The organism is Rhodococcus sp. NPDC003382, assembly GCF_053589135.1.
The window spans coordinates 1-14524 of the sequence record NZ_JBSFRH010000012.1 but is presented as its reverse complement, the minus strand read 5'-3'; the positions used below and the strand labels follow the sequence as shown (position 1 = coordinate 14524).

The following is a 14524-nucleotide window of genomic DNA, read 5'->3' as shown; positions in this document are numbered from 1 at the left end:
GACCGGAACCCACGTTCCGGTCCGGCCGTTTCCGGTTCTAGCCGTCGAGCCGGCGGAAGAAGCCGGTCCGGGCGTAGTACTCCACGTACCGACCGAGCACCTCCGCGTCCACGACCGGGCAGTCCACGCCGGTCCCGGCCAGGTGCGCGCGAGTCTTCTCGTCCGAGAACGTCTCGATCTCGGCGAGACCGGTCGCGAACTGGCCGGACACGAGCATCGCACGCATCAGACTGTCGTCACCGGCCGCGGACAGTTTCTCCGCCGTGGTGAACAACGCCTCCCCGAACTCGGGCACCGTCACCGTGCGCAGGTCGAATCCGTGCGCGCGCAACTGTGTTTCGAGATCGGCCATCGGCACCCGCCGCTGCGACACGAGGTGGTAGGTCCCGCCCCAGGTCACCGGATCGACGGCGAGCTGCACCAGCGCCCGCGCGACGTAGTTGACCGGGACCATCGGCACCGTGCCGGTCGCGATGTCCGGGATCTGCTGCAGCGCGACGATGGCGCGCACCATGTTCCAGAACGCGTCGTCCGAGCCGCACGCACCGGTTTCCACGTCGCCGGTGATCAGACCGGGCCGGTAGATCGACACCGGAACGCCCCGTTCGCCGGCGAGCCGGACCACGGCCTCGCCGACCCACTTCGACTGGACGTACCCCGAGCCGCCGACCCGCTCCGCCTCGAGCAGATCGTCCTCGCCCGCGACGTACGGCCGCCCTTCCGCGAGCGCCGCCTCGTCGGTGAGCACCGAGCCGGTGGACACGAAGTGCAGCGGCTTGAGCCGGACGGTCGCGGCGAGCCGCAGCAGTTCCTCCGTCGCGAGCACGTTCGGCCGATGCAACCGGCTGTACGTCTCGATGTGGTTGACGCGTGCCCCGTTGTGCACGATGGCGTCGACCCGCTCGGCGAGTTCGGCGAACCGGTCCTCGTCGAGCCCGAGCCGGTCCTGCCCGAGATCACCCGGCACCGCGACGATGCGGTCGGCTCCGGTGTCCCGCCAGGATCCGAAGCGGCGCATCGATTCCACGATGCGGGCCAGGCCGTGTTCGGGCGACTCGGCCCGGACGAGGCACCACACCTCGGCGTCGGTGCGATCGAGCAGTTCCCGCACCAGGTGCGAGCCGAGGAAACCGGTGGCACCGGTCAACAGCACGACCTCGGGTTCGACGCGCGGCGGCTGCGCCCCGTCGGCGGTGATGTCCGCGGCGAGGCTCACGTGTTCCGCGAAGCTCGCGACGTCCGGTCCGCTGCGCTGCGGGTCGATCGCCCGCGCGAGATCCTCGACCTGCGGGTGGTCGAACAACTCCTGGACCCCGGCCTCGAGACCGGTCAGGTCCCGCAACCGGTTGATCACCTTGATCACCAGCAGCGAATGCCCGCCCAGTTCGAAGAAGTCGTCGTCGAGACCGACCCGCTCGACACCGAGGACCTCCGCGAACACGGCCGCGACCGCGAGTTCGACCGGCGTGACGGGTGCGCGGAACTCCCGCGCCTCGAACACCGGCGCCGGCAGGGCCCGGCGATCCAGCTTGCCGACCGGGGTCAGCGGCAGCTGGTCGAGGACCATGATCGCCGACGGAACCATGTGCGAGGGAACGCTTCTCGCCACGAACTCCTTGAGTTCGGCCGGATCGATCCGCTCCCCCGCCACCGGCAGCACGTATCCGACGAGCTGCGCCGACGAGGACTCGCCGTCCTTGTGCGCGACCGTCGCGGCCACGTCGACGGACGGGTGCGCGGAAAGGGCCGCGTCGATCTCGCCGAGTTCGATGCGCAGACCGCGGATCTTGACCTGGAAGTCGCTGCGCCCGACGTAGGCGATCTCGCCGTCCGCCGTCCACGTCACGACATCGCCCGTGCGGTACATGCGGTCACCGGGAACACCGAACGGATCCGCGACGAATCGCTCCGCGGTCAGACCGCGACGCTCGTGGTATCCGCGAGCGAGTTGCACACCGGCGATGTACAACTCGCCGGGCACGCCCACCGGCACGGGCCGCAACCGGCTGTCGAGCACCAGTTCCCGCATTCCGCGGATCGGCCCGCCGATCGTGACCGGCGCACCGGGGACCATCGGTTCGGAGATGTTCGACATGATCGTCGTCTCCGTCGGCCCGTAGCCGTTGTACAGCGACCGTCCGGGCGCCCACTTCTCCACGATGTCCGCCGAGACCGCCTCGCCACCGGCGACGAGATGCTGCAACGAATCCAGACCCACCGGATCCATCGACGCCAGCACCGTCGGGGTGATGAACGCGTGCGTCACCGACTCGCGCCGGATCAGGTCCCCGAGTGCGTCCCCGCCGAACACGTCCGGCGGCGAGACCACCATCGCCGCGGCCGCGCCGAGCGCCAGCAGCAGTTCGAGGACGGACGCGTCGAAACTCGGCGATGCCACGTGCAGGACGCGCGACTGCTCCGTCGGCGAGTACCGCTCGTACTGCTCGACGCAGAAGTTGTGCAGACCGGCGTGGGTGACGGCGACGCCCTTCGGGAGACCCGTCGAACCGGACGTGTAGATCACGTACGCGACCTGCGACGACCGGATCGGTGCGGGCAGATCCCGGTAGGTGACCGGCGCATCGGATTCGGCAGCGCACCGGGACCGCACGTCCGCGTCGTCGAGCACGAGCCAGTCGACACCGTCCGACAGTCCGTCGACGTGCGCCGACATCGTCAGGCCCAGAACGACTCCCGAATCGTCGATCATGTGCGCGACACGATCGGCCGGGTACTTCACGTCGACCGGGACGTAGCCGGCGCCGGTCTTCGCGACCGCCCACACGGCGAGCACGGACTCGATCGACCGCGGCACCGCGATCGCGACGAGATCGGACGATCCGATTCCCCGGCCGAGCAGCACCCGCGCCAGGCGCGAGGACTGCTCGTCGAGTTCCCGGTAGGTCAGCGAGCGGTCGCCGAAGACCAGCGCGGTCCCGTCCGGGTTCTTCGCGACGGCCTCCGCCATGAGCGCGGGCAGGGTCGACGTCCACACCCGGCCGCGAGGAGCGCGAGCGGCAGCGGCGCCCGCGCGGGCGGCGCCGACGAGGGCCGCGCGCTCGGAGTCCGCGAGGACCTCGACGTCCCCGACGACGATCGTGGGATCGGCGGTGACCGCGGCGAGCACCCGGCCGAACCGCTCGGCGAACGCCACCACGGTCGACTCGTCGAACAGGTCGGTCGCGTAGGTCAGGTCGACGCGGTATTCGCCTCCGGCACCGACCTCGGTGACGGTCACCTGCAGGTCGAAGCGGGAGACTCCGTCCTCGAATTCGACTGCGGCGAGCCGCAGTCCACCGAGATCGAACGCCGCAGCCGGCTGGTTCTGGAACACCAGAGCCACCTGGAACAGCGGGTTGCGCGCCGTGGACCGTTCGACGTCGAGCGCTTCGACGAGACGCTCGAACGGAATGTCGGCGTGTCCGAACGCGCCGAGATCCGCCGTCCTGGCCCGCGCCAGCAGGTCCGCGAACGTCTCGTCGGCCACCACGGGGGTGCGCAGCACGAGCGTGTTGACGAACATGCCGACGAGATCGTCGAGCGCGGCGTCACCTCGACCGGCCACCGGAGCACCGACGGTGACGTCGTCGCTGCCGGACAACCGCGCCAGCAGCAGCGCCAACGCGGCGTGCACCACCATGAACGGCGTCGATCCCCGCTCCCCCGCCAGCCGGTCGATACCGGCCCGCACGTCGGCGGGCACGGTGAACCGGTGGGTGGCACCGCGGTGCGACAGCGCGGCGGGACGCGGCCGGTCGGTCGGCAGCGTCACCTCCTCGGGAGCCCCGGCGAGGACTTCGGTCCAGTACCCGAGCTGCTGCGCGAGCAGCGACTGCGGATCCGCCTCGTCGCCGAGCACGTCCCGCTGCCACAGCGTGTAGTCCGCGTACTGCACCGGCAGCGGCGCCCAGGTGGGGGTGCCACCCTGCACGCGGGCCGCGTACGCCGTGACGACGTCGCGGGTCAGCGGCGCGATCGAGAAACCGTCCGCGGCGATGTGGTGCGCGACGAACACGAACACGTGGTCGTCCTCGGCGATCCGCAGCAGAGCCGCGCGGACCGGAACCGCCGTCGTGACGTCGAACCCGGCCGTGACCAGCTCGGCGACCCGCTCGAGTACGGCGGTCTCCGAGACGTTCTCGACGGCCGGTGTCAGGCGGGCCCGCTCCGGGGACAGCACGTCCTGCACCCCGGTGCCGTCGACCTCCGGGTAGACGGTGCGCAGCACCTCGTGGCGGGCGACCACGTCGTCGACGGCGAGCTGCAGTGCCGCCACGTCGAGTGCGCCCGCCATGCGGATCGCGATCGGGATGTTGTACGCGGCCGAACCCGGGTCGAAGCGGTTGAGGAACCACATGCGGGACTGCGCCGCCGACAACGGGATCCGCTCGGGGCGGGGCTGCGGCACGAGTGCGGCACGACCCGGTCCGCCGGTGTGCGACTCGAGACGCGCGGCGAGCGCTTCGACGGTCGTCGCCTCGAAGAGCGCACGCACCGGCACCGCGGCGTCGAGCGCCGCTCCGAGCCTGGCCACGACCTGGGTCGCGACGAGCGAGTTGCCGCCGAGCTCGAAGAAGTCGTCGTCGACACCGATCGCGTCGATGCCGAGAACGTCCGCGAACACTCCGGCGACGATCTGCTCGACCGGGGTGGACGGCGCCCGGAACTCCCGCGCCTCGAACACCGGCGCCGGCAGCGCCTTGCGGTCGAGCTTGCCCGACGCGTTGAGCGGGAACGCGTCGAGCACGACGATGGCCGACGGCATCATGTAGGTCGGCAGCTTCCGGCTCAGCGCCTGGCGGGCCCGATCGAGGTCGAACGACTCCGGTGCTCCCGGCACGATGTACGCGACGAGCTGTTCACCGGTGGCGGTGTCGACGACGAGCACCGCGGCGGAGATGACCGCGTCGTCGTCGAGCAGCGCCGCCTCGATCTCGCCGAGCTCGATGCGCTGGCCGCGGAACTTGACCTGGAAGTCGGTGCGCCCGATGTAGACGAGTTCACCGCCCTGCCAGTACACGAGGTCACCGGTGCGGTACATCCGCTCGCCCGCCTCGAACCTGTCGGCCACGAACCGGTCACTCGTGAGGTCGACGCGGCCGTGGTAACCGCGCGCCAACTGCACGCCGGAGAGATACAGCTCGCCGGGCACGCCGTCGGGTACCGGATTCAGGCGGGAGTCGAGGACGTAGACCTTCGAATTCCACTGCGGCACACCGATCGGCACCGAGCCGGTATCGCCCGGCGCGGCCTGCCGGTAGGTGATCGAGACGGCCGCCTCGGTCGGGCCGTACAGGTTGTGCAGCCCGGCGCCGCTGATCCGCGCGAACGCCTCGGCGGTCGCTGCGGGCAGGGCCTCACCGATGACGAACACGTCGCGCAGGCCCGCGACGTCGCCCGCCGCCACCGCGGAGACGAACACCGACAGCATCGACGGAACGAAGTCGGTGACCGTGACCCCCGCCGAACGGATCCGCTCCGCGAGGTACAGCGGGTCGCGGTGGCCGTCCGGGGTTGCGACGACGAGGGTCGCCCCGACCCGCAGCGGCAGGAAGAAGCCCCACAGCGACACGTCGAACGTCGTCGCGGTCTTCTGCAGGTACACGTCGGCCTCGGTGAACCGGTACTGCCCCTGCATCCACTCCATCTGGTTGACGATCGCGCCGTGCGGGACCGCGACACCCTTGGGCTTGCCGGTGGACCCGGACGTGAAGATCACGTACGCGGTGTTGCCCGCGTACACGGACCCGCGCCGTTCGGAGTCCTCGATCGGATCGGTCGGGACACCGGACAGATCCAGGGTGTCGAGGAACAGCACGGTCCGGCCGCTCGCGGCGGTGAAGTCGTCCCGTTCGGTGCTGAGCACCGCGACCGGGTCCGCCGCGTCGAGGATGTAGGCGATGCGATCGGCCGGATGATCCGGATCGACCGGCACGTACGCGCCGCCCGCGCGGAGCACGGCGTACATGCCGACGACCAGTTCGAGCGAACGGCGCATCGCGAGCGCGACCCGCGACTCCGGACCCACCCCGAGCGCGATCAGGTGCCGCGCGAGCGCGGTGACACGAGCATCGAACTCGGCGTAGGTGAGCGAATCACCTTCGTAGACCACGGCATTCGCGTCCGGAGTCAGGACCGCCTGCCGGTCGAAGCTGTCGAGCAGCAGGGTGTCGACGGTGGGATGCTGCGTCCGGTTGCGCGCATCGACGATCTCGGCGCGTTCGTCCGCCGCGAGGACCGGCAGGTCACCGACTGCGATCGCCGGGTCGGTGGTCACCGCTTCGAGGATCCGCACGAAGCGGTCCGCGAACGCGACGATCGTCGACTCGTCGAACAGGTCGGTGGCGTACTGGATCTCCACCGCGGCACCGGCCGATGCGCCGGCGTCGTCGAACATCTCGGCGACCGCGACCTGCAGGTCGAACTTGACGAGGTTCGTCTCGGTCTCGACGGGTGCGACGGACAGTCCGCCGAGTTCGAGCGCGGTGCGGTTCATGTTCTGGAAGAACAGCGCCACCTGGAACAGCGGATGCCGGCCCTGCGACCGTGCCGGGTCGAGCACCTCGACGAGGCGCTCGAACGGGACGTCGGCGTGCGCGAACGCCCCGAGGTCGGTGGACCGGACCCGGCCGAGCAGTTCCTCGAACGCTTCGCCCGCCGCGACGTCCGTGCGCAGGACCAGCGTGTTGACGAACATGCCGACGAGATCGTCGAGCGCGGCCTCGCCGCGGCCCGCGATGGGTGCGCCGATCGCGATGTCGTCGGTGCCGGACAACCGCGCCAGCAGGGACGCGAGCGCCGCGTGCACGACCATGAACGGGGTCGCGTGACGGTCACGCGCCAGCGCGCCGATCGCGTCCTGCAGCCGGGCCGGGAGCGTGAACGTGTAGGCCGCGCCCCGGTTGGTGGCCACCGCCGGCCGCGGCCGGTCGCTCGGGAGGTCCAGCTGGTCGGGGATGCCCGCCAGCCGCTCGGTCCAGTAGCCGAGCTGCCGTGCGATCACCGAATCGGGATCGGACTCGGCGCCGAGCACCTCGCGCTGCCAGAGCGTGAAGTCGGCGTACTGCACCGGCAGCGGTGCCCACGCCGGGGCCTCGCCGCGCGAGCGGGCGGCGTACGCGATCATCACGTCCCGGGTCAGCGGTGCCATCGAGAAGCCGTCGGCGGCGATGTGATGGACCGAGAAGACCAGGACGTGTTCGCCGTCGCCGAGCTGCAACAGCGCGGCACGCACGGGAACCTGTGCGGTGACGTCGAATCCGGACTCGACGATCTCGGTGACCACCTCGAACGCCGAGTCCGCGGTGACGGCCCGCACGTCCAGTTCGACCCCGGCCTCACCGGCAGGCAGCACCACCTGGTGCCCGGCGCCGTCGACCTCCGGGTACACGGTGCGGAGCACCTCGTGCCGGGCCACGACGTCGGCGACCGCCGCACGCAGCGCGTCGACGTCGAGTTCGCCGGACAGGCGCACCGCCACCGGGATGTTGTCGACCGCGGACGCGGTGTCGAACCGGTTGAGGAACCACATGCGGGACTGCGCCAGCGACAGCGGGATCCGGTCCGGGCGCGCCTGCGGCTCGAGCGGCGCACGCCGGCCCGAACCGGCGCGGGATTCGACGCGGGCCGCGAAGGCCGTCACCGTCGAATCCTCGAACAGGACACGCACGGGCACCTCGGTGTCGAGGGCCGCCCCGAGCCTCGCCGCGACCTGCGTCGCGACGAGCGAGTTGCCGCCGAGCGCGAAGAAGTCGTCGTCGGCACCGACGCGATCGACGCCGAGAACGTGCGCGAACGTGGCCGCGACGATCTCCTCGACGGGGGTGGCCGGGGCACGGAACTCCCGGGCCTCGAACACCGGCGCGGGCAGGGCCTTGCGGTCGAGCTTGCCGGACGCGTTGAGCGGGAACGCGTCGAGCACGGTCACCACGTCGGGAACCATGTACGCGGGCACGCGTGCCCCGACCGCGGACTTCACCGCGGCCACCTCGACATCCGCGCCGTCCGCCGGCACCACGTACGCGACGAGCTGCTGACCGAGTTCCCCGTCGTGGACCACCACGACGGACTGTGCGATCTCGGGCAGGTCCGTCAGCGCCGACTCGATCTCGCCGAGTTCGATGCGCAGACCGCGGACCTTCACCTGGAAGTCGGTGCGGCCGATGTATTCCAGCTCCCCGGCGGCCGACCACTTCACGAGGTCACCGGTCCGGTACATGCGCGTACCGGTCGCGAACGGGTCGGCGACGAACCGTTCCGAGGACAGGTCGGGACGCCGCACGTAGCCACGCGCGACCTGGACACCCGACAGGTACAGCTCCCCGGCGACACCCACGGGCACCGGCTGCAACCGGTCGTCGAGCACGTACACCCGGGTGTTCCACACGGGCGCACCGATCGGCACGGCCACGACGTCCGCGTCGGTGACCTCGTGGAAGGTCACGTCCACCGCGGCCTCGGTCGGCCCGTAGAGATTGTGCACGGCGACCCCGGGCACGAGTTCCCGCATCCGCGCGGCGATCGGCGCGGGCAGCGCCTCACCCGAGGCGAACACCATCCGCAGTCCGGATCCCGCCGCCGCGCTCGGCTCGGCGACGTACGCGGCGAGCATCGACGGCACGAAGTGCACGACCGTGACGCCGGCGTCGGCGACGAGCCGGGCCAGCGCCGCCGGATCGCGGTGCACGTCCGGTGCCGCGACGACCAGGCGGGCACCGATCTGCAAGGGCCAGAAGAACTCCCAGACCGACACGTCGAACGTGAAGGGGGTCTTCTGCACGACCACGTCGTCCGCGGTCAGTTCGTACTGCCCCTGCATCCACAGCAGACGGTTGACGATCGCGGCGTGCGCGACCGCCACACCCTTCGGGCGGCCCGTCGAACCGGACGTGAAGATCACGTAGGCGGTGTTGTCCGGGAGGACGGCACCGAGCCGTTCGGCGTCCGTGACCGGACCGTCCGGGTAGCCGGAGACGTCGAGCCGATCGAGCAGCACCACGTCCCGGCCCGGAGCCTCGATCGCGTCGGTGCTCGTGGACAGCACGAGCACGGGATCCGCGGTCGCGAGCACGTACTCGTTGCGTTCGGCCGGCTGGTCGGGATCGATCGGCACGTACGCGCCGCCCGCCACGACCACCGCGTACATGCCGACGAGCAGTTCGGTCGACCGACGCATCGTCAGGGCGACGAGCGCATCGGGACCGACACCCGACGCGATCAGGACCCGCGCCAGCCGGTGCACCCGCGACGCGAATTCGCGGTAGGTCAGGGTCTCGTCACCGAACACGACCGCCGGGGCGTCCGGGGTGCGCGCGACCTGCGCCTCGAACAGATCCACGAGGGTCGCCGTCGAATCCGTCGCGTGTGCGGTGTCGTTCCACGTTTCGAGGACCGAGATCCGTTCGGCCGCATCCAGCACCGGAACGTCACCGACCCGCAGAACCGGATCGGAGACGACCGCCGCGAGCACCCGGGTGAACCGCTGCGCGAGCGACGCCACGGTCGCCTCGTCGAACAGATCGGTCGCGTAGGTGACACCGGCGGCGATTCCCGCGGGCGAACCGTCGGCGGCGAACGTGTCCGACAGCACGAACTGCAGGTCGAACTTCGCGGTGCGGTTCTCGGCCTGCACACCGGCGACCGTCAGCCCCGGCAGCTCGAAGCTCGACTGCCCGATGTTCTCGAACGTGAGCATCACCTGGAACAGCGGGTGCCGCGCCTGCGACCGCGGCGGATCCAGCACCTCGACGAGCCGCTCGAACGGCACGTCCGCGTGCCCGAACGCACCGAGATCGGTGTCCTTGACCCGGGACAACAGGTCGGTGAACGGCTCCGAGCCGTCGATGCGCGTCCTCAGGACCAGCGTGTTGACGAACATGCCCACCACGTCGTCCAGCGCGGCCTCGCCGCGACCGGCGACCGGCGTGCCGATCGCGATGTCGTCGCTGCCGGACATGCGTGCCAGGACCGCGGCCAACGCCGCGTGCACCACCATGAACGCGGTCACGCCCGTACGCCGCGCCAGGTCGGCGATGCCGGCCTGGACGTCCGCTCCGATCTCGAAACGCTGGTCGCGGCCGGTGTTCGACGCGACGGCCGGCCGGGGCCGGTCGGTGGGCAGATCCAGCTGATCCGGCACACCCTCCAGCGCGGTGGTCCAGTAGTCGAGCTGGCCGGCGATCAGCGACCGCGGATCGTCCTCGGCCCCCAGGACCTCGCGCTGCCACAGCGTGTAGTCCGCGTACTGCACCGAGAGCGGTGCCCACGACGGGTGCTCCCCGCGCGACCGGGACGCGTACGCGACCATCACGTCCCGGGTCAGCGGTCCCATCGAGAAACCGTCGGCCGCGATGTGGTGCGCCACGACCACCAGCACGTGCTCGTCCGGGGCGACGCGCAACAGCTCCGCGCGCACCGGCACCGCGGTGGTGACGTCGAATCCGGTTCCCACCGCGGCGAACACCCGCTCGAGCGCCTCGGACTCGGTCACCTCGCGCGGCGGGAGCTCGATCCGTGCCTGCGCGGCCGTCAGGATCACCTGCGTGCCGGCGCCGTCGACCTCCGGGTACACGGTGCGCAGGGTTTCGTGCCGGGCGACGACGTCGTTGACGGCCGCTTCGAGGGCCGTCACATCGAGTTCACCCGTCAGGCGGATCGCGACCGGCACGTTGTACGCGGCCGATTCCGGATCGAACCGGTTGAGGAACCACATCCGGGACTGCGCCGGCGACAACGGAATACGGTCCGGCCGCGGCCGCGCGGTGAGCGCGACCCGGCCGCCGGCACCGGCGTGCTGCTCGGCGACCGCGGCGAGTGCGGCGACCGTCGGGGCCTCGAACAGCGCGCGCACCGGGATCCGGGTGTCGAGTTCGCTGCCGATCCGGGAGACCACCTGGGTGGCGACGAGCGAGTTGCCGCCCAGGGCGAAGAAGTCGTCGTCGAGGCCGACGCGATCGAGACCGAGCACCTCGGCGTAGACGGCGGCGACGATCTCCTCGACCGCGGTCGTCGGGGCGCGGAACTCGCGCACGGCGAGCACCGGCTCCGGCAGAGCGCGCCGGTCGAGCTTGCCGGAGTGGTTGAGCGGAAGCTCGTCCAGCACCATCACGACGTCGGGAACCATGTACCGGGGCAGCGATTCGCCGAGGCGGTCGCGGGCGGCGTCGACATCGACGGTCGCGCCCGGCGACGGCACCACGTAGGCGACGAGCTGCTGACCGAATTCACCGTCGTGGACCACAACGACGGACTGCCCGATCTCCGGCAGGTCGGTCAGCGCCGTCTCGATCTCGCCGAGTTCGATGCGCAGACCACGCACCTTCACCTGGAAGTCGGTGCGGCCGAGGTAGTCCAGCGTGCCGTCGGGCAGCCACCGCACCAGGTCGCCGGTCCGGTAGAGGCGACCACCGGTGGTATCGAACGGGTCGGCGACGAAACGCTCGGCGGTCAGGTCCGGCCGGCCGAGGTAGCCGCGGGCGACCTGGACACCCGACAGGTACAGCTCGCCGGGGACACCGACGGGCACCGGATGCAGGCGTGCGTCGAGGACGTACGCACGGACGCCGCGGATCGGCTCACCGATCGGAACCGACGAGGATTCCTCTGCGACACAACGGAACACCGTCGAGGTCACGGTGACCTCGGTCGGTCCGTAGGTGTTGTCGAGCACCGCATCCGAACGCGACACGAAACGCGCCACCAGTTCCGGGGGCAGTGCCTCGCCACCGACCGACAGGTACCGCAGCGACGGCGGCAGGGCGAGGCCGTCGTCGGCGAGGAACAGCGCGAGCATCGACGGCACGAACTCGAGGATGCACACGTCCCACCGGCGGGAGACCTGCACGAGGTACTCGGGGTCGCGGTGGCCGCCGGGCTCCGCGATCACCAGCCGGGCACCGGCCTGCAGCGGGTAGAACAGCTCCCACACACACGCGTCGAACGTGATGGGCGTCTTGTGCAGCGCGGTGTCCCCGGCTCCGAGGTCGTACCGCTCTGCCATCCAGGCGATCTGGTTGACGACGGACCGGTGCGAGACGGCGACGCCCTTGGGGCGTCCCGTCGAACCCGACGTGAAGATCACGTACGCGGTGTTGTCCGGTCGCAGACCGGCGGCCGTCACGACCTGCGCCGTCTCGACCTGCGCCGTATCGACACCGAGGTCGAGGTCCGCGACGTCGATCGCCGCGACCTCGCCCGGCAGGGCGTCACGGTCCGCGGCGGTGGTGAGCACGAGCAGCGGTGCCGCGACCTCGAGCACGTACGCCGTGCGGTCGAGGGGATGCTCGGGATCGATCGGAACGTAGCCGCCGCCGGCCCGCAGGATCGCGTAGATCGCGACGAGCATGTCGACGGATCGGCTCATGCACACGCCGACCAGCACTTCCGGACCCACGCCCCGGTCGACGAGGACCTGCGCGAGCGCGTTCACCCGGCGGTCGAACGCCGCGTAGTCGAGGATCTCGTCGCGGAACACCACCGCCGGCGCGTCCGGCGTCCGCTGCACCTGCGCGGCGAATCCGTCGAGCAGCAGTTCGTCGGTCTCCGGTCGGGCGGTGTCGTTCCACTCGACGAGCATCCGGCGGCGTTCATCGTCGTCGACCAGTTCGAGGTCGCCGACGACGACGTCCGGATCGGCCGTCGCGGCCGCCAGGACGCGGACGAGGCGCTCCGCGATGGCGGACACGGTCGCTGCATCGAAGATGTCCGCGGCGTAGCCGATCTCGCCCAGGTAGGACCCGTCACCTCCGGCCGGTTCGACCAGGGTGACCGAGAGATCGTATTGCGCTGCCTGCCAGTCGAATTCGAGCGCAGACACCGACAGACCCGGAAGCTCGACCACCGACTGGCCGTAGTTCTGGAACGCCAGCATGACCTGGAACAGCGGCGAGAACGACTGCGAGCGAACAGGGTTGATGCGGTCCACGAGGCGTTCGAACGGGACGTCGGCGTGCGCGAACGCGCCGAGATCGGCGCGGGACGTTCCCGAGAGCAGGTCGCGGAACGACGCGGCCGCATCGATCGGGGTGCGCAACACCAGGGTGTTGACGAACATGCCGACCAGGTCGTCGAGTGCGGCCTCGCCGCGACCGGCGACCGGGGTGCCGATCGTGATGTCGTCGCTGCCGGACAACCGCGCCAGCAGCACAGCGAGGGCGGTGTGCACGACCATGAACGGCGTGGCGCGCTGCTCCGCCGCCAGACGCTTGATCCCGGCGACGACATCCGACGGCACCGCGAAGTCGACGGTTCCGCCGACGCCGTCGCGCACCGCCGGCCGGGGCCGGTCGGTGGGCAGGTCCAGCACGTCGGGCGTTCCGGCGAGCGTGTCGACCCAGTAGTCGAGTTGCTGCGAGAGCAACGAATCGGGGTCCGCCTCGTCGCCGAGGACCTCGCGCTGCCACAGCGCGAAGTCCGCGTACTGCACCTCGAGGGGCTGCCAGGCGGGGGCCTGACCGCCGACGCGGGCCGTGTAGGCCAGGACGATGTCTCGGGCCAGCGGTCCGGTCGACACACCGTCGGCCGCGATGTGGTGCACGACGAGAGCGAGCACGTGCTCGTCCTCGGTGATCCGGAACAGGGCGCCGCGCACCGGCGGCGCCGCGGTCACGTCGAAGCCCGCGGACAGCAGTTCCGCGACCCGGGTGCGCAGCTCGGTGTCGTCGGCGACCCGGACCGGGTCGAGACCGTCCGGCAGCCACCCGGCCGGAAGCACTTCCTGGACACCGGCGCCGTCGACCTCGGGGTAGAAGGTGCGCAGGACCTCGTGCCGGGAGATCACGTCACGGACGGCCGCTTCGAGCGCGGCGACGTCGAGCGTACCGCTCAGCCGCATCGGAATCGGGATGTTGTAGGCCGCGGAGTCCGGCTCGAAGCGGTTGAGGAACCACATCCGCTGCTGCGCCAACGACAACGGCACCCGCTCCGGACGCGGACGCGCCGTCAGCGCCGCCCGCGCACCGGAACCGGCGTGCGACTCGACCGCCGCGGCCAGCGCCGCCACCGTCGAGGCCTCGAACACCGCCCGCACCGGCACCTGCGCATCCAGCGCCGCACCCAGCCGGGCCGTCACCTGCGTCGCCACCAGCGAGTTACCGCCGAGCGCGAAGAAATCGTCGTCCAAGCCGACCCGCTCGACGCCGAGCACCTCGGCGAACACCGCGGCGACCGCCTGCTCGACCGGGGTCGTGGGTGCCCGGAACTCGCGCTGCACCACCTGCGGCGCCGGCAGGGCCTTGCGGTCGATCTTGCCGTTGATGTTCAACGGCAGCGCGTCGAGCACCACCCACGCGGTGGGCACCATGTACGAGGGCAGTTCCGCCGCGAGCCCGGCCGCGAGCGCCGACACGTCGACCGCTGCGCCGTCCGCGGGGACGACGTATCCGACGAGTTGCTCGCCCGTGTGCCGGTCGCTGTGCACGACGACGACGGCTTGCGCCACCGAATCCTGGTTCCGCAGAACCGATTCGATCTCACCGAGCTCGATCCGGAAACCACGCACCTTCACCTGGAAATCGGTGCGGCCCAG

Annotated in this window: 1 protein-coding gene; it reads right to left on the bottom strand. The window is 70.9% G+C overall.

Features of this window, described 5'->3' with window-relative positions; genetic code table 11:
• Nucleotides 1–37: 37 nt before the first annotated feature.
• A partial coding sequence (locus tag ACWDUD_RS10650; protein WP_450109292.1) for a non-ribosomal peptide synthase/polyketide synthase occupies nt 38–14524 on the bottom strand: 14487 nt, incomplete at its 5' end.